Origin of the sequence: Pontiella desulfatans (genome assembly GCF_900890425.1) — a bacterium.
GTDB lineage: Bacteria > Verrucomicrobiota > Kiritimatiellia > Kiritimatiellales > Pontiellaceae > Pontiella > Pontiella desulfatans.
Map to the genome: position 1 here is coordinate 199,082 of NZ_CAAHFG010000005.1, position 18,135 is coordinate 217,216.

The 18,135-nt window shown below is 55.0% G+C and carries 12 protein-coding genes; 9 read left to right on the forward strand and 3 right to left on the reverse strand.

Going from position 1 to position 18,135, the window contains the following annotated elements:
• Positions 1-2: 2 nt before the first annotated feature.
• Together E9954_RS31120 and E9954_RS31125 are read right to left on the reverse strand one after the other, a co-directional pair.
• On the reverse strand, positions 3-509 hold the full coding sequence (locus E9954_RS31120) for a DUF3368 domain-containing protein (protein ID WP_136083215.1): 507 nt from the start codon (positions 507-509) through the stop codon (positions 3-5).
• Entirely contained in the window at positions 506-841 is a 336-nt protein-coding gene (locus tag E9954_RS31125) for a type II toxin-antitoxin system prevent-host-death family antitoxin (protein WP_136083216.1), read from the reverse strand. Before E9954_RS31125 ends, E9954_RS31120 begins: the two co-directional genes overlap by 4 nt.
• A gap of 225 nt (positions 842-1,066) precedes the next feature.
• Here E9954_RS31125 and E9954_RS31130 point away from each other — a divergent pair, with 225 nt between their 5' ends.
• The 4 genes from E9954_RS31130 to E9954_RS31145 all read left to right on the forward strand — a co-directional run bounded on the left by E9954_RS31130 (position 1,067) and on the right by E9954_RS31145 (position 6,781).
• A complete protein-coding gene (locus tag E9954_RS31130) occupies positions 1,067-2,836 on the forward strand; it encodes a sulfatase-like hydrolase/transferase (RefSeq protein WP_136083217.1) in 1,770 nt (589 codons plus the stop codon).
• On the forward strand, positions 2,837-3,670 hold the full coding sequence (locus E9954_RS31135; RefSeq protein ID WP_136083218.1) for a hypothetical protein: 834 nt from the start codon (positions 2,837-2,839) through the stop codon (positions 3,668-3,670).
• A complete protein-coding gene (locus E9954_RS31140) occupies positions 3,667-5,175 on the forward strand; it encodes a sulfatase family protein (protein WP_136083219.1) in 1,509 nt (502 codons plus the stop codon). The genes E9954_RS31135 and E9954_RS31140 overlap by 4 nt, the downstream gene beginning before the upstream one ends.
• Positions 5,176-5,323: 148 nt before the next feature.
• The gene (locus E9954_RS31145) at positions 5,324-6,781 is read left to right on the forward strand and encodes a sulfatase family protein (RefSeq protein ID WP_136083220.1); all 1,458 of its coding nucleotides are present in this window, start codon (positions 5,324-5,326) and stop codon (positions 6,779-6,781) included.
• A gap of 68 nt (positions 6,782-6,849) precedes the next feature.
• Here the strand turns inward: E9954_RS31145 and E9954_RS31150 are convergent, their stop codons facing one another.
• The gene (locus tag E9954_RS31150) at positions 6,850-7,764 is read right to left on the reverse strand and encodes an IS110 family RNA-guided transposase (RefSeq protein ID WP_136078431.1); all 915 of its coding nucleotides are present in this window, start codon (positions 7,762-7,764) and stop codon (positions 6,850-6,852) included.
• Positions 7,765-8,151: 387 nt separating this feature from the next.
• Here E9954_RS31150 and E9954_RS31155 point away from each other — a divergent pair, with 387 nt between their 5' ends.
• The 5 genes from E9954_RS31155 (at position 8,152) to E9954_RS31175 (ending at position 18,107) form a co-directional block, all read left to right on the forward strand.
• Positions 8,152-9,399, forward strand: coding sequence for a glycoside hydrolase 5 family protein (locus E9954_RS31155; protein ID WP_136083221.1), 1,248 nt, complete (start codon positions 8,152-8,154; stop codon positions 9,397-9,399).
• Between the two features lie 364 nt (positions 9,400-9,763).
• Positions 9,764-11,326 carry a sialate O-acetylesterase gene (locus E9954_RS31160; RefSeq protein WP_168442723.1) on the forward strand — a complete coding sequence of 521 codons (1,563 nt, stop codon included), beginning with the start codon at positions 9,764-9,766 and terminating at the stop codon, positions 11,324-11,326.
• Positions 11,327-11,690: 364 nt separating this feature from the next.
• Positions 11,691-12,824 carry a hypothetical protein gene (locus tag E9954_RS31165; RefSeq protein ID WP_136083223.1) on the forward strand — a complete coding sequence of 378 codons (1,134 nt, stop codon included), beginning with the start codon at positions 11,691-11,693 and terminating at the stop codon, positions 12,822-12,824.
• Between the two features lie 75 nt (positions 12,825-12,899).
• A complete protein-coding gene (locus tag E9954_RS31170) occupies positions 12,900-15,251 on the forward strand; it encodes a GH36-type glycosyl hydrolase domain-containing protein (protein WP_136083224.1) in 2,352 nt (783 codons plus the stop codon).
• A 126-nt stretch (positions 15,252-15,377) separates the two neighbouring features.
• On the forward strand, positions 15,378-18,107 hold the full coding sequence (locus tag E9954_RS31175; protein ID WP_136083225.1) for a family 78 glycoside hydrolase catalytic domain: 2,730 nt from the start codon (positions 15,378-15,380) through the stop codon (positions 18,105-18,107).
• Positions 18,108-18,135 lie beyond the last annotated feature (28 nt).

An 18,135-nucleotide genomic window follows, 5' to 3' on the forward strand; every position in this document is an offset into this window, starting at 1 on the left:
TTCTATTCGAATGCTTCCCCGGCGCGGTCCAGAATTTCCTGACGGAGCGGGGGTGAAATGCGGTAGCCTGAAGCTTTCATTTGGTCCAGTACAGGTTTGACTTCAGGAATCAGTTTTTGACGTTTTGCCTGGATGAGCAGGGCTCCGGTTCCGAAAAACTTTATTCCTTCTTTGCGGGCTGCGATCCGGCCGCGCGCTTCATCAATAAGCAGCGGAAGGTTTTGGTGTCCTGCCAGAGTAATGGCTTCGGCTTCTCCTTGATCGAGTGTGCGAAGCAACCGTTTTGCGGGCGGTTCAGACGCGACTGCTCTAAGCCACCCTGCATCCAGGGCGGAGGCAAGCGCAACGGCTCCGGGGCGCGAGCTGCTGATGCATAGCTCATTGAGTACCGCTTCGGGGATCAGGGTTTGTTCAAACAATTGCTGAAGCAGTTTTAATTGCCCGCTGACTGCCAATGCAATCAGCGGTCCGGTGTCGGCGATAATGAGCTGACGGTCGTTGGGTTTCACTCAAACACGCTCAGTTCGTCTTCGAGTTCCGTTGCGTTATAATCGACCGCATCGATATTCGAGACGCTCAACACCTCTAGAAAATCTTCCACAGAAAGCCCCGCAATTTTTGCAGCCTGAACCAGGGTAACCTGTTTTTGTTCGAAGAGGGTTGCGGCAAGGTGATGATGCGCTCCCTGCTCCAGCAGACGGGCATCGAACGGCAGGGTTATGGCTGCCGGGCGTCCATGTTTTGTGATGATGGAAAGATGTCCGGCTTCTGCCTCTTTGATCAGTTTCCCGGCTTTATTTCGCAGGTCGCGGGATGAAAAAACATCGATTGCTGTTTGCATGGCTACTCCTTATTTGTCAGTACAAAACGTAGCACAAAAATTACCGGGGTCAAGCTGGGATTTTCATAGGGATGCGAGTTGCGAGACAACTATCGTTGGCAAGGTTTGTTGAAATCGGAAGTGAATGTCGTTGTCGGGGAGGGCGACTTGCGTTAGCTTTGTCAAATTACAGATTGTATTAACTAAAGCTGGGTGAAATGCTCTGTGTATAATGAGGTCTGGTTTATGAAAAACGTCTTTAAATGGATGGCTTATATTTTGATGATTGGCTCGTTTTCGTATGGAGCGGCGCGGTCCCCCAACATTCTGTTGATTGTTTCGGATGATCAGGGGTATGGCGATTTTGGTTTTACTGGGAACGATGTGGTGCAAACGCCGGTGCTGGACAGGCTGTCGAAGCAGTCGGCATTTTATCCGTACTTCATGGTGGGGCCGGCGTGCACGCCGACGAGGTCGTCGCTGTTTACCGGCCGCCACTATCTCGATACGGGTGTGTGGGGCGTCGGTTCGCGCGGCAAGGTGCGGCGCGATGAAACGCTGATGCCGAAGTTTTTTACCCCGTCCGGCTACCAGGCCTGGGCGTTCGGTAAAATGGACGGCGGTCTGGAGATGATGGAGATGACGCCGATTGATCGCGGATTCGATTCATTTCTCCAAGGGGCGGGATATGCCCAGAAAAATGAGCAGGGCTGGGGTGCGGAGCTGATCACCGATGCGGCGGTTGAAAAAATTATGCAGGCCGGTGACGCGCCGTGGCTCGCGTATGTCGGTTACGTGATTCCTCATCTGCGATGGTACTGCCCCGAGTCCTACGCCGAGCCGTTTCGAAAGAAGGGCTATTCGGAAGATATTGCCCAATGCTATGGCTCGATCAAACAGATGGATGACCAGATCGGTCGATTGCTTGATGCGCTCGATGAGAGCGGGCGGGCGGAAAATACCATCGTGCTTTTCATGAGCGATAATGGCTCGCTCGATGCGATGGGGCAGAAAGAGATGGGGGGTTGGGAAAACTCGAAGCCCAAACGTCCGCATTCCCCGGACTGGAGCATTCGCAATCCCGGCAACCTGATCGGCCGCAAGGGCGAGGTATGGGACAACGGCATCCGCAGTCCGCTGCTGGTGCGTTGGCCCGAAAAGGTTAAATCCGGAATCCGCAAACATGCGATCAGTGTGGAGGATGTGCTGCCCACGCTGCTGGAGCTCTGCCAAATCCCGGTAGACAAACATCCCGATCATTTCCCGTTTTCCGGGCGCAGCTTCCGCGGCTCATTGGAAGACCGCAAGTTTACGGATGATCGCGATATATTCCGTCTGGCGACCGGCGGTCCCGGCGTCCCGGCCGGGGAGGGCGCAAACACGCCCGATATGAAAACGCTGGGCTACGACACGCTGCACACGATTCTGCGCAGCGGCAAATACAAGTTTCATCATCTGCCGGGCGGCGAATTCCGTTTGTACGACATGGAAAAAGATCCGTCTGAACAAAATGACCTCAGCAAAGAAATGCCGGAGCGCACCGACGCCATGGCAAAACGCTGCCGGGCGCGGTGGGACAACATTGCTGAGCGCAACCGCACCTTCCAGATGCGGCAACTGAAAATCAATAATGCCGATCGTCCGCGGAAGCATTGGAAAATACAGGTGCTGCAGCCACTGCGGCTAACGGGCAAAATGGACATGCATGATTATCTCGGCGGCGTGAAGGGGTTTCAATATCCGGGCGATCGCGCCGACTACTCGGTTGAAGTGCAAAAGCCTCTCGCCGTTTCTTTCATTGCCGAAGGCACAGGCTTCGACCGGTGCGCACCAGTCAGTTTACTGGTCGATGGAAAATCGGTTGCCGCCAAAAGTCGCTCCAGCGAAAAAAACGTTTTTGGCCCCGTCGCTTTGCCGTCGGGAACGGTTCCGTTTTCGCTGGCTGTCGCGGATGACGCCGACGCCGGCGCTGCTATTGGCGAGGTGCTCAAGCTGACCCTGAAACTGGAGAAGTAAATGAGTGATGTTTTGCACTGGTCGTTTAACGACAATGTGATGCTTAGGAATACCATTTTTCCGAAGGGGTTTTCGGCGGCGGAGAGTACGTTGCCGGCGGCGGCGTTTGATCCGTCGTCCGACTGGGAAAATTCGTATGATCTGGTCTATTCCGGTCCGCAGGATTTTACAGAGCCCAACAAATATATCTACGGATCGCTTCGGCTGGGCGCAAAGTTTTCCGGCGACGGGGTGCGGCTGTCGGTCAGCAGTGTGCGCCAGATGGGGCAGAATTTTCCGAAAGAACGTGAGTTTTTGACGACCGCGTTTGACTGCAACCGCGATGAGCTGTTATCGCTGAAAGATCCGTCGCACTGGAAGATTGAAGCGGAAACCCGCAATGTGCAGACCGCGCCGGTCGCGCCGTTTCGAAACTATTTCCAGAAGGGTTCGCTGAACAAGGGGCGGATTCATAAGAAGGGCGCATCCGGGGACTCGTACCTCTGCCGGGAAGCCGGGGCGGGGCCGATCGCCTGCAACTGGGGGCTGCTGGCCGCAGTGCAAACCATGCCGCGCGATCGGCGAATCTCCTTTTCATATTTTGAGGATCTCGAACGTTTCTCTGCCGGGCACTCGATTGCATTCCTTGACGATTTTGAGGCGGAATTCGGCGGGCGCAAGGTGATGCTGCACGGCTATACGCATAAAGGGCCGGGTATTATACCATCCTATTACTGGGTGGATGATTCCGGGCGACTTTTAATCGCGCGCTTCGGTTTGTCGATGCTGGTGTATAACGCGAACCCGACCATTGATTCCATACCTTCCAAAGGTTGGAAAGGAGGTGCCGAATGAAGCGGCGCAGTTTTTTACAAAGCAGTGCGGTGGCCACAGCGGCGGCATCGGTGACCTATCCTTCGAATGCCAAAGGAACGGCGGCCAACGATGTGCCGAACATGATTTTTATTCATGTCGACCAGATGAGCCTGCTCGACTCTATCCGCGCCTACGGGTGTGAATACACATCCACGCCGGGTATTGATCGGTTGGTGAAAAACGGCACTTCGTTCATGCAGTCTTATTCCACCGATCCGGTCTGCTGCCCGGCGCGGGCGTCGTGGTGGACGGGCGCTTATTCGTCGGAGCATGGCGTGGTCTGCAACTCGACGCCGTGCCATCCGGAAATGCCGGACGTTTCGCGGCTGCTTCAACAGGCCGGATACGATACCTACTTTTCCGGGAAGTGGCACGTGCCCGGAAAAGAGGTGCGCAACCTGTTCCATGTGCTGCATGAAGGCAGCTGGTGGGGGGAAATGACCGATACAGAGGTTACCCGCAGCGCGGTATCATTTCTGGAAAACCACGATGGGCAGCATCCGTTTTTCCTGTCGGTCGGTTATCTCAATCCGCACGATATCTGCATCACGCCGAAATATGATGATGCGCGTTCGACCAAGGTAGACGGCAAAAAGGTTCCGCCTTATGTGAGTGCCGGTGTGCTGGAGGAGAGTGATATTCCGCCGTTGCCGGAAGCACATGAGTACGACCCGCGTGAACCGGGTATTCTGGTGGCCTGCAAGCGCGGATCGGCGGAGAAAAAGAATGCGGCGTTCCGCGACTGGGGCGATGAGCTGTGGCGGATGCACCGCTATAATTACCACCGCTTTACTGAGATGGTGGATCGCCAGATCGATGTACTGCTCGACGCATTGGAGCAGTCGGACTTTAAGGACAATACGCTGATTATTTTTTCCGCTGACCATGGTGAGGGCATTGGGCGGCATCGCACGGTGGCCAAATCAACCTTCTACGACGAGGTTTGTCGCGTTCCGTTTATTGTTTCAACGCTTGGGAAACTGAAGGTTCGCAAAGGCATTCGGGATGAACAGCATCTGGTGTCCGGGGTCGATCTGGGGCGCACCCTTTGTGATTATGCCCAGGCGGACGGTGCCGTGCTGCCACACGGGCTGAGTGTCCGCCCGCTGGTGGAAGGTCAAAAGAGCGCGTGGCGCGAGTTTGTCTATGCCGAGAACAGTGCCTACATGCATATGGTGAGTGACGGGACGATCAAATATATCCGCGAATATATTGAAAATGAGGAGGTCACCGGACTTCCGCCCTGCGCCAAAACGCATGCCACCGGTGTGGAGCAGCTGTTCGATCTGGCACGCGATCCGAACGAGGGGCGCAACCTGGCTTATGATCCGGAATATGCGCCGCAGCTCGAACGGATGCGCACGGCGCTGGATCAAATGGAAGATGAACGCATTGCAATCAAACCGGTCGCGGTGCAGGGGAAGAAATTTATGACGGCCCGATCTGAGACGATCAGGAAGAACAATATACCACAGGACTATTAACGAGAGAATTTTAGACAGGATTAACGCAGATTTACATGATCTTGGACGCTTACAGCAAAGAGCTGACAGCTGGTAGTAAATACGGGCGTTTTTGAAATCATGTAGATCATGTAGATCCGGTCAAAAAAAGAAGTTTAAAAGGTGCAGTATGAATGGATTGAAGAAGATGAGTTTTGCAGCGGTTGCGCTGCTGTGTTTAGCGGGGGCGGTTTCGGCCGCAAAGGAGAAGCCGAACTTTTTATTTGTGATGGTGGATGATATGGCGCCGGATGCCATTTTTCATAATCGCTTTGATTTTCTGGAAACGCCGAACTTTCAGCGTCTGGCCGACGAAGGTGCGGTGTTTGACAATATGATGGTCACCACGTCGCTTTGCTCGCCGAGCCGGGCATCGATTCTGACCGGCACCTATTCGCACATCCACGGTGTGCGCTATAACGAGATCCAGGATCCGGAACCGCATCTGACGCAGTTTCCGCAGGCACTGCAGAAGGTGGGCTACAAAACTGCGCTGATCGGCAAGTGGCACATGGCGCATCACGCGAAGCCACGCCCCGGCTTTGACTATTGGCTCAGCTTTAAAGGGCAGGGCGTCTATTATAATCCCGAGCTGAATATTAACGGCGATGTGGTAAAGGAAGAGGGGTATATTACCGACATCCTCACCGACCGGGCGGTCGATTTTATTTCTGAAAACAAGAGCGATCCGTTCTGTGTGCTGCTGTGGCACAAGGCGTGTCATGCTCCCTTTGAGCCGGCCGAGCGGCATAAGAATGCCTTCCCGGAAGGACGTTTTGAGGAGCCGGAGAGCTGGTCGCTGGACTTTTCCGACCGTCCCCTTTGGCGCCGACGCGCGCAGACGTACGGCGAGCATTATAAAAAATGGGTGGCCAGCGAAGGGTTGCCGGTTCCCGACAAGCTCGGGCCGAAAAAATGGTCCGTAAAAAACGAAGGCAAGCTCAATATGCTGCGCTGCCTGCTGGCCGTCGATGAAGGTATCGGCCGGGTGATGGATTTGCTGGAGGAACAGGGGCGTCTTGATAACACCGTGATCATTTTCATGGCCGACAACGGCTGGTTTTTTGGTGAACATCGAAAGGGCGACAAGCGCCTCGCCTATGAAGAGTCTATTCGCGTGCCCTTCGCGATGCGCTATCCTCCGAAGCTGAAAGCGGGCCGCCGGATCGACGGGCTGGTTGCCAATATTGATATCGGGCCGACCCTGCTGGAGCTGGCGGGGGCGAAAACGCCGAAAACCATGCAGGGCGAGTCTTTTGTTCCGGTGATGGACGGCAAGGCTGTCGGGCGCACCGATCCGTTCTTCTATGAATACTTCCAGGAAAAATATGCGCCCGCGATTCCCACCATGCTGGCGATCCGGACGCCGGACTGGAAGTATGTCCACTATCCCTACGAGGACGAATCCATCGGTAATTTCGGCGAACTCTACCATCTGGCGAAAGATCCGAAAGAACTTCAGAACCGAATTCATTCACCCGAAGCTGCGGTGCAACTGAAGAAAATGCAGCGGCTGCTGGAGCGTGCTAAAGAACAGTACGAATACACCCCGCCTCCGTATAAATATGAACCCCCGGTTGGGGAATAATAGTTGTTGGTTGTTAGTTGATGGGGTTGCGGCGCAGCCGCTCTGGAGCAACAGTGCTTAACAGCAACCTAAATTTCAGCATTTTTCACGGCGGAGTTAGCAGCGATGAGCAACTTTCTCATGACCGCCGTAAGCGCGACCATTTTTGGGCGGTGGTTTTCATTTACCAGACGCTGGTAGAACTCGCGAAGAACTGGGTTGTATGTCCTGGCATTCATGGCAGCCATGTACAGGCAGGAACGCAACCTTCGGCGCCCGCCACAGACATGCCGCCTGCCGGACTTGCCCCCGCTGTCCCGGTTGAAGGGGGCGAGTCCCGCCAGCGACGCGATTTCCCTGCGCGAAAGCGTGCCGATCTCAGGGAGGTGGGCGAGCAGGGTCACCGCATTGACGATGCCCAGGCCTTTGATGGACTGGATACACTTGGCCTTCTGCGTCATGGTTGCGTCTTCGGCAAGGGTATCTTTGATTTTCGCTTCGATTTTCTCGAGCTGCTTTTCAAGCCACTTGAGATGCTGCTTGATCAGTCTGACCATCTCCGGCTCGTCGGCAGTTCCCAAGCGGTTCTTCTCGGCCGTATGCATGTCGCTCAGGTGCACCCTTCGATCAACGAGGGCGGTGAGCCTGCGCTGCGTCGCCGAAGGCTTCTCGGAGGGCTTGGGGTCGGTGTGCGACGCGAAGTCGCGGATCATCCGCGCGTCGATCGGATCGGTCTTGGCGATCTGCCCCATGCCCAGCGCGAAGTGCCGGACGCGCGACGGGTTCACGATGCTCGCGGTGCCGCTGGCGGCCATCACCATCCAGGCGGCCATGCGTTCGTAGCCGCCCGTGGACTCGAAGACATAGTGGGCGCTGCCCGCCCAGTTCATCAGCGCCGTGGCACCCTCGCAGGTGTTGTCGAAGCGACGCGCTGTTTTTCCGTTGAAGGCATCCAGATGCTTCTTGGAAACATCGACGCCACAGTATACTTTTTCCTTGTTCATATTTGCTCCTACTTGCTAATGCGAGCTCGCTCGTACGGCTCATGCAACAGTTCGAGTTCAATATGGCAACCATCCGGCGGATCCGGGCTCCAGAACGTTCGCCAAAGGCGAACCAGTGCGGCACGATCTCACCGGACGGGAACCTCTCCCGGCTGGCCGGCCGGGGGAGGCACTCCTCTACGAGGATTGCACAACCCCTTTCACGGGAAAAAGGATTTCTCCGACGTTATAGAAATTCATTCTCAAAATCCTTTTTCCCTACCTGTTTTGAGTTGGTTGGAGAAACATACAAGTGCGGTGACGGCGTCACCGCTTTGGTCGCAACGAATGAATGGAAAGCAACGAATTGTAATGAATATTGTAAAATGGATCGCAGGAGTTTTTGTAATGGCAGCTTCACTGACAGGAGCAGGGGAGACGGTTCAACCGCTGGAACGGGTTGCGGTGAAGCCGGGGATCAGCGGGGCGCAGTTTGTGCTGAAACGTTCCGGCAAGCCGTTTTATGTAAAGGGATTCAATTATATCCGTCTGGAGCCGGGGCATTCCACCTTTGACGCGGCGACCGATTCTACAGAAGCCCACTATGAGCCGGAGCGTGCGGAGGAAATGTTCCAGACTTTGGAAAAGCATGGCTACAACACGGTTCGCGTTTTCCTGATCGGTCGCAGCAAAGCCAACCCCGGTGTCGGCGGAAACTATGACACCACGCAGGGGAACTATGAGCCGTACATGGATAATGTGCTCGATTTCCTGCGTCGGGCGACCCGTCACAATATTCGCGTGTTTCCCACCTTTGGTGACGGCGGCCTGCCGATGAATGCCTATTACTACGATCGATTTAAGGGCCGTAAGCTCAACAAGAATACTCTGTTTCTCACGAAGGAGGGGATCGAGGCACGCATCGAGTTCATCGCGTCCTTCCTGTCGTATGTGAAAAAGAACGATCCGAACCTCCTGCCGACCCTGTTGGGGCTGCAGTGCCAGAACGAAGCGTATATGAAGGCCGATGCCTGGCCGTTTTCTGAAACGAAGGGGCCGTTTAAGGCGGCCAATGGCAAACGATACGATCTTTCAGATACGAAGGAGCGCCATGCGCTGATGGATGAAGGATATCAATATTACCACAAGCGGATCATGAAGGCGGTGAAAGCCATCGACCCCGACATGCTGGTGGCCGAAGGCGTTTTTGTTCCGCGGGCGGTCGGTAAAGATTATGAAGAAGATGCCGGTCTTTGGCCCGGCCGCTTCAAGGATGAGCGTTATCCGCCCACACTGACGGCGCTGGGTGATGGTCCGCTCGATTTTCTCGATGTGCATTTTTATCGGGCCAATACCAAGGAGTCGGTGGACCGGGCCTTTGAAAACAACCTGGCTTCCACCGGATTGTTTGCCAAAGAGATGAAGGGGATCCGGATAAAGAAACCGGTCATCATCGGCGAGTTCGGTGCATTTGATCATGTCGAAAAAACCTTCGAGGAAGCGGTCGATAACATGGTGACCGTTCGCGACCTGGCGCAGAAAGAAAGGGTCAACGGCATGCTTTTCTGGACCTACGATTGTCTTGAGCAGAAGAGGCTCTGGCATGCGACCGACAACTGGGATCTGTTTTTCGAAAAGATGGGGACGTTTGAGTAGCGTCCGCACTGAATCAACAAAACTGGATGAACCACGAAATACACCAAAATAGAACAGGACGGAGATTGTTTCTTGCCGGCACAATCACCTGCCTATATGGGCTTGTTGAACAGTAAAAAATGGAGGGTCGGCGGCCCGACGACTTACGCACGCAAGGCCTCTCGTTACGGGCTTTTCACCGGTGTAGGCACGGGGCCCGTGCCCCTCCACACTCGAATAGAAGCTTTTTCAGCAGTCAGGGCCTGTCTGTCTGCGGCTGATATCAGGATGGAGTATTTACCACAGAGTACACTGAGACACAGAGTAGGGGCCCTTGTGCACTCTGTGGTGAAAAAATATAACTATGTATGAAAGGTGCCGTATTATGATGAGAAGAATTTGGTTTGTTGTTTTTTGTGCACTGGCGGTTTCGGTCTCTGCCGCCATTAAAACCGGTCCGCTCTTTACTGACAATATGGTGCTGCAGCGTGGGAAACCGGTTGTCATCTGGGGCACCGCCGAGCCCGGGGAAAAAGTAATGGTTGAATTTGCCCCTTCGGCAGGCTCAGGACAGGCGGGGCAGAAAAAGTCGGCCGTCACGGATTCTTCCAGGCATTGGGAAATCACCCTAGCCCCCATGCCAGCCTCTTCCAGCCCTTGGAACATGTTGATCCAGTCATCCAATAATCCAACCATCCAATACTCCAATCTCCTCGTCGGTGAGGTCTGGTTCGCGGGCGGACAGTCGAATATGCGCTGGGCGCTGTGGAATACAGACGGTGCGGCGGATCTGTTTCAGTCGGGTGGAGCGGACATAGAAGGCCTGCGCCTCTTTGCTATGCCGGAAGTTATGAATGAGCTGGATGCCGATCTTCCGATCAAAGGATGGCAGAAATCCACGAAGGAAAACGCGACCGACTTTTCTGCAGTAACGTGGTACTTCGGGCGCGCGCTCAAGGAAAAGTTTAAGGATGTGCCGGTCGGGCTGATCATGTCGGCCCGCGGCGGTACGCCGGCCGAGGCGTGGATGGATCCAGCGTTCTCCACCGACTGCAAGCCGTTTTCCGAGTATGCCGACTGGTGCGATCAGGAATACCGTGCGAAATTTGACAGCTTTGATTCATACAAGGCGGCCTACATTCAGTACAAAGCGGATTGGAAGGCGTTTGTGCATAAAAAGAGCACGAAGAAGCCGGTCGAACCGATGGGCCCTTATCACGCGCACCGGGCAGGTGGGCTGTATGGGACCATGATCGCACCGCTCCTACCGTACTCCGTGCGCGGGGTGCTTTGGTATCAGGGCGAAAGCAATATGTGGCGGGCCTACGACTACCGCGATGTGCTCGAAACGCTGGTTGCTAACTGGCGGCGCGATTTTAAGGATCCGGTGCTGCCGTTTCTGGTCGTGCAGTTGCCGGGCTTCGGCTGCGGCGGTGCGGAGCATCTCGTCTGGGCGGTCGTGCGTGATTCTCAAGCCGCTGTTGCCAAAGCCGATCCGAACGTCGGCGTAATCCCGATTCCTGTGCTGGGCGATCAAAAGGATATCCATCCGCGCAACAAACGCCCGGTCGGTGAGCGGCTGGCGCTCTACGCCCGCGGGGCGGTCTATGGAGAAAAGATACCGTTTGCCGGGCCCTCCCTTGAGTCGGTCCACTTCAGTGGCGGTAAAGCGGTTGTTTCACTGAAAAACGCCGAAGGGCTGGAACAGAAGGGCGACGTGATTCACGGGTTCACCCTTGCCGGTACGGATGAGCAGTTTGTGCCTGCTGTGGCGGAGCTGAAAAAGGGAAAACTGGTGATCCACAGCCCGGAGGTAAACGAGCCGGTTGCCGTGCGCTACCTCTGGTCCAACTGGATCGACCCGGCAGATGTTAACCTCTTCAACAAGGCCGGCCTGCCGCTCGCTCCGTTCCGGACGGATGGTTTTAAGGTGGTCACTCAGAAATAAACGGACAGATTGGTGTTTTTTGACATGATTTGTTTGGTAGGGATGGTTCGATGAACGGTCCGCCCGGAGAAGGGTGGTGCATCGGCCGGGCGGGGGAACGGCGGCGGGTTCATCGAACCAGCCCTGCCTCGACTTCTGCTTTCCTGTGGGGCATGGCAAGCTCTCCTCAGCTCTCCCTGCCTGATGTCCGGCGGAAAAGAAAATAAATTGGAAAATGAAATTGAACTGTAATATATAATATGACAGATTGTATTTCATATAGGGCGGGTTATCGCTCGAACAGGCATTTATAACCAGGGATCCAATGAATATTAAGCTCATAAATTTAGTAGTGATAAGTGGCGTACTGGCTGCTTGTGCGCCGATGGAACCGACTGAATCGGTTAAGCCGAAGGTGACGGAGGCCGCGGAGCCGGTGCGTGATGCCGGGCTGGGGGTCTGGTATGGGCCGGCGTCGCTCAATACGGTGACGCGCGGGATCCGTGATGATTTCCTGGAGCAGTTTACGGATACCGCCAACTGGCCGACGGTGTATGGTGAAACAGCGGTGTTTAAACAGTTTATTGAATCGCTCGGTGGTGAGAAGTACAGCGATGAGGAGCTGAAACAGCTGGCGACCTTTACCCGCGAAGCCGGGCTGAAGTGTGCCTTTGAGATCGGCGCGTTGCGCTGGGATCCTAAATTATACGGTGAAGGCAGCGGCGTAGCGTATGCTGCGCAGGAAATTAAGGTGCTGCAACGCTGGGTGAAAGCCGGCGGAACGGTTGATTATCTAAGCACGGACCATGCCGTAATGTGGAATGTGGGGCTCTGCCTGCAGGGCGCGAAGCCGATGGCTTCATATGTTAAAGATCCTGACTGGCGCGTGGTCATGGATGAGGTGGTTGATTCGCTCGCCATGATCCATGAGGAATTTCCCGCGGCTAAAATCGGCATGATTGAATCGCTTGGTTATTTTTCAGTGGGCGATACCTATACGACGACCGACCCCGGTTGCATCTATCCGATCGACATGGAGGAATTTCTCGCCACTGCGCAACAGAAACTGGGCGAGCGCGGGGTGGAGCTGGATCACCTGCACATTGATTTCAGTTATCAGGATTGCCGTTACGATGGGCGCAATGAAAAGCGGCTGGACTTCGGGCGCATCATGGCCGCAGAGGCGATTGTGAAATCGCTGGGCCTCGACAGCGGGATCATCATTAATGCCTTCGACGACTTTTCCTATGTCGGCTCCAACACGGTGCAGGAAAAGGAAAAGGCACAGAATGCGGCCGAGCGCAGTGCCTCCGCCGTGGATAACACCCTGGAATATTTTGATGGATATGTCGCCGCAGGCGGCAACCCCGATACCTGGATCTTCCAGCGCTGGCAACCCTATCCTGATGTGACCGGTCCCGAGACCGTCCGTGATACGGATATGGGCGTGGCGCGTTTGCTGGTGAACAAATTGAAAGCACGGTCAAAGGTCGGAACGTCCAAGGTCGAAGGTCCGTAGTATTGGACGACTTTAGACGTTTAAACTTTCGACTTTCGACTCGAAAACGAAGTTTGAGAAAAAAGGAATAGAATCATGGCTGACAGTGGAACATTAACGGAAATAATTCCTGCCGAATTTGGCGGGGCATCGGAAAAAATCCCCTTCGAATACAAGGCGGATGGAAAAGAGCTGTGCATTGCGACACCGGAGCCGGATCGTACGCTGCATAACATGCTCTACAATCCGAACTACCTGACCATGCTCGATCAGGGCAACTGCGGCATGGCCAAGCATATGTCGCCGGCGGGGCGTAACTGCAAGATTGTGCAGAACGACCGCTTCGTCTATGTGCGTGATGCGGAGAGCGGGGAATATTTTTCGATTGGTTTTGCGCCGGTCTATAAAGACTACGACCGCTACGAATGCCGCAACGGGCAGAACTACCAGGTGGTCGAAAATGTGACCGACGGTATTGAAGCCGTTTGGCGAATCTATGTGCCGGCCGGTGAAGATCCGGTGGAAGTGTGGGATGTGCGGCTGCGCAACACGGGTGACAGCGCCCGCAAAATGCAGCTGTTTACTTATGTGCCGATGAATTGCGACGGCGAAGATCTTTATTGTGGCGAGCTGCACCGTATAGCTGAATATCTGCCTGAGCAACGAGCGCTCTTTGTCTGCATGGATGCCCCTCGCTATCTGGAAGGGGTCGACCTTCCGTGGCATAATGGTTTCCTGGCGATCAACCGAAAACCCGATGGGTGGGATGCGAGCCTCGGTGCCGTGATTGGCCCACGTCGTACCACGCAGAACCCGTTGGCGGTGGAGCAGGGTGCATGTTCCAATTCCAAATGTGCGATGTTCAGCCCGGTTGGCACCATGCAGGTCGATATGAATCTGGCTGCGGGGGCGCAGGATGAAGTCCGCTTTATGATCGGTGCCTGCGATGCGGTGCCGATGATTGACGCGTTGACCTCAAAATATCTCTCGTCCGGTTCATTGGAATCCGACGTTCATTTTGACGCGCTGTTGACGACGGAAAATAAGCGAGCGGCCAATCTTCAGGTGAAAACCCCGGATGATGTGCTGAACAACATGGTCAATGTCTGGAGTCCGAAGCAGATTGACTACGGTGTGGTCTGGACCCGCTGGGGCTTTAAAGGCTATCGAGATATTATCCAGCAGTGCCAGGGCGCGGTGATCCAGCAACCGGAAGCGGCGCTGGAACAGTTGTTGAAAGCCTGCGCGCATCAGTATGAATCTGGTTTCGGCCTGCGCGGCTGGCATCCGATTGATGATCTGCGCTATGCCGACAGCTCGCAGTGGATGATTGGTGCCTTCTCTGAATACCTCGCTGAAACCGGCGATTTTGAAACGCTGGAAAAGGTGGTGCCGTTTTTTGATCAGGGCGAGGCCTCGGTTTATGAACATTTGCGCCGCTCGCTCAAGCGTCTGCGTGCAGACCGTGGAGCGCATGACCTGAATCTAGTGTTCTATGGGGACTGGAACGATTCGCTGACCGGTGTCTGCCGCGAAGGGCGCGGCGAGAGCGTATGGCTTTCGATGGCTTTTTGTCGCAGTTGCCTGATTCTAGCGGATATTGCGGAATACATCGGTAAAGCTGATGATGCCACCGAATATCGCCTGTGGCAGAAAGAGATGGCCGCGGCCATTAACGAACATGCCTGGGACGGCAACTGGTATATCTGCGCGCTCGATGATGATGCGAATGCGATCGGTTCGCAGCAGAACGATGAAGGAAAGATTTTCCTTAACATGCAGAGCTGGGCGCAGCTTGGAAAAGTGGTGCCGGAAGATCGCTGGGAGCAGAGCTGGAACAGTGTCGGGCAAATGCTCGATTCCGGTTGGGGGCTGATGCTCAACTGGCCGGCCTACACCAAGTATGTGCAGAACGTCGGGCGTCTGAGTTCCATCCGTCCGGGTGCGGCGGAAAATGCCAGCGTTTATACGCACGGTAACGCCTTTATGCTGCTGGCGCTGCTGGAACGCGGCATGGCCGATGAAGCCTACGAGCTGTGGCAGGCGGTTCAGCCGGGCAATCCGGAGCGCCCGGTGCTCAACCAACCGAATGTCTTCTTCAATGGCTACTACGGCCCCGACAGCGAAAACCGTGTGGGCATGGGCGAACACTCCTGGACGACGGGTTCCGTGCCGTGGATGTATCAGTGTGTCACCGAGCACATGCTCGGCGTGCGCCGCACACTCGGCGGTTTGGTGATTAAGCCCTGCATGCCGTCGGCGTGGGAAGAGGCTTCTGTGAATCGGACCTACCGTGGAACCACGTATGACATCCGCATCAGCAATCCCGGTAAAAAAGCCGGTGCCGCTGTCGCATCCATCAGTGTTGATGGAGCGGCGCACGATGCGGTTCAGGCCCTTCCGGTTGATGGCGCAACCCATTCCGTAGTGGTGGTGCTGGAAGGCTGATTGTCGGCAAATGTTGGGAATAAGGGAGTGAGCTGCAGCAATGGTGTTGCAGTTCATTCTTTTTAGTAATTAGCAGATTTTCTAGATTGAGGGCTAAATAGGTTTTCAGCTTTAGATGAGGGGTTTATGAAAAGGTCAAAATGGATCTGGTGTGCGCACAATGCGCTTCGTGAATACAATCAAACCGTGCTCTTTAAAAAGGAGTTCGAGGTAACCAGAACCGATGGAGCGCTGCTGCAGATTACGGCCGACAGCTGGTATCGGGTTTCGGTGAACGGCAAGTGGATTCACGACGGACCGGCGCGTGCCTATCCAGACCATTATCAGTATGACGAGCACGATATTTCCGCCGCGCTCAAAAAAGGAAAAAACAAGATCGAAGTGATCGCCCGCTATTTCGGGATCGGTACCTTCCATCAGATTCCTCAGGTAGCCGGACTGCGCGCTGCCCTGCTGGTCGATGGCCAGATGATCGGAACCGACTCCAGCTGGCAGGCTGCACCGTCGCATGCCTGGCAGCAGTGGACGCCGAAGATCTCGATCCAGATGGAGCCGTTCGAGGAATATGATGCCCGTCTCGAAAAAGTGCTCGACTGGCAGCCCGCCGTCGAAGTGAAGCGTCCCGGAAAGCTGGTGCAGCGCAACACCGGCCTGCTGACCCAAAAGCCGCGCCGCCCAGTCGGCGAGCCGACCGCTACCCGCGTCAAAAAGAGCGCGCCGCACTGGTGCGTTCCCGTAGCACAACTGGCGCACGGCGAAATGATCGAAGCGAATTTTTATACCAGCCGTCCTGTGGTGCTTGGTTCCGTTCTTACGGTCCGGAAAAAACAGCAGTTTGATTTCAGTTCCATGGAGTGGAAGGTGTCGGTAAGCGGTCGCTTGCTTAAAACCGGCAAGGTTACGCTGAAGCCCGGCAAGCATGAGATCCGCTTTTTCTGCAACAGCTTTTACGGCCACAATAAGGAACTTGCCTTTCCGTGGTTGAACCTCAAGGGCTGGGGCGAGTGGTCGGTTGAGCTGGCCTCCGCCTGCCTGTTCCTCGATAACGACCGCCGCTGGTTTGCCAGCTTTGAACATGCAGAAGCCAAAAAGGCTGAACGGCGCTGGCAGAAGGCCATCGAGCAATATCCTAAAGGCTTCAGTACGCTGGACCGGTCCATAGAGCAGGTCTTTATGGAGGATCCAGCTGCGCAGTTTACCGCACGTACAGAGGTAGGGATGGCTCGCCGAGCCGTCCGCTCTGCAGCAGGCGGCGCTCTCGGCGATAGCGCCGTACCTGTTACGGTCACGCCTTCGCCTAAAGGTGATGCGGAACTCTGCTTCGACTTTGGCGAGCAGACCTGTGGCTATTTTGAATTTACAATCAAGGCAGACGAAGGTGTGATTGTTGACCTTAACGCGGTGGAATACATTACACCGGATGGAACGATTCAGCACACGCTTCCGTTCAACCGCAACGGCATGCGTTACATCACGAAAAAGGGCGTCAACCGCTTTACGTCGCTCAAACGCCGCTCAGGGCAGTATCTGTTTGTGACAATCCGTAACGCGAAGGCACCGGTCGAAATTAAGTCGGTGCGCATCATTGAGTCGACCGCTCCGGTTTCTCCGGTTGAAATGTTCAAATCGAGCGATCCGTCGTTAAATAAAATCTGGAGCATGTCCGAGCGCACGCTGCAGCTCTGCATGGAGGACACGTTTACCGACTGCCCGCTTTATGAACAGACGCTCTGGATCGGCGATGCCCGAAATGAAGCACTCTATGCCTTTGCGGCGTATGGCAACTACGATGTTTCTGCACGCAGCCTTGAACTCGGTGCGCAGTCGCTTGATCAGTTTCCGATGGTTGGTTGCCAGGTTCCGTCATCGTGGGACTGTCAGCTTCCGGCCTGGAGCTTTCTGTGGGGTATGCAGGTTTGGGAACACTATTTCCATACCGGCGATAAGCGCTTTCTGAAAAAACTGTGGTCCGCTGTTCTCAAAAATCTGGACGGGGCGGAGCAGTACAAAGATAAATACGGTCTCTTCAGCGGGCCGCTGTGGAACCTGCTCGAATGGGCGCCGATTGATCACGATAACGAAACGGTGCTGCACAACAGCATGCTATTGGTCGGTGCATTGCAGGCTGCGGAAAACTGCGCGGACGTGCTGGGTGAAAATGCAACTCAGAAAAAACTTAAAACCCGCCGCAACAGACTCATCCGCGCGATCAATGCCCAGTGGAATGAGGAGAAAGGGAGCTATCCGGATGCCCTGCTCGACACTACCGGAAAAGCGAGCGTCAAGACCTGCCAGCACACCTCTATGCTTTCAATTATGTGTGATGTGGCTACGCCCCGCATTCAGAAGTCCGCACTCAACAACCTGCTCAACTCGCCGAAAGGCATGACCACCATCGGTTCGCCATTCGCCATGCAGTTTATGTATGAAGCACTGGAAAAGGCGGGGGAATATGACGCATTGTTGGACTCCATCCGCACCAAATTCCAGCCGATGATCGACGTCGGTGCCAGCACGGTCTGGGAAATGTTTGCAGGAAGCGATTTTGATACCCTCGGCTTCCCGACCCGCAGCCACTGCCACGCTTGGGCGTCGAGCCCGATCTGGTTCCTGACGCGTATCGTATTGGGTATCCGTCAGACTGACGCGGGCGGAAAGGCCTTCGAGATCAGCCCGTGGATATCCGGCCTCAAACACGCCAGCGGAGCCATGGCCACCCCCAAAGGACCGGTGCATGTCGACTGGAGGATCAAAGGAAAAAAACTACAGATTACCATTGCCGCACCGACAGGCGCAAAGGTCGAGTTTATTCGGAATGCCAGTATGAAGGGGTTGTGCGTTATCCCAGCGGAATAATGCTTCGGAATGTGTTTAGAATGAAGCT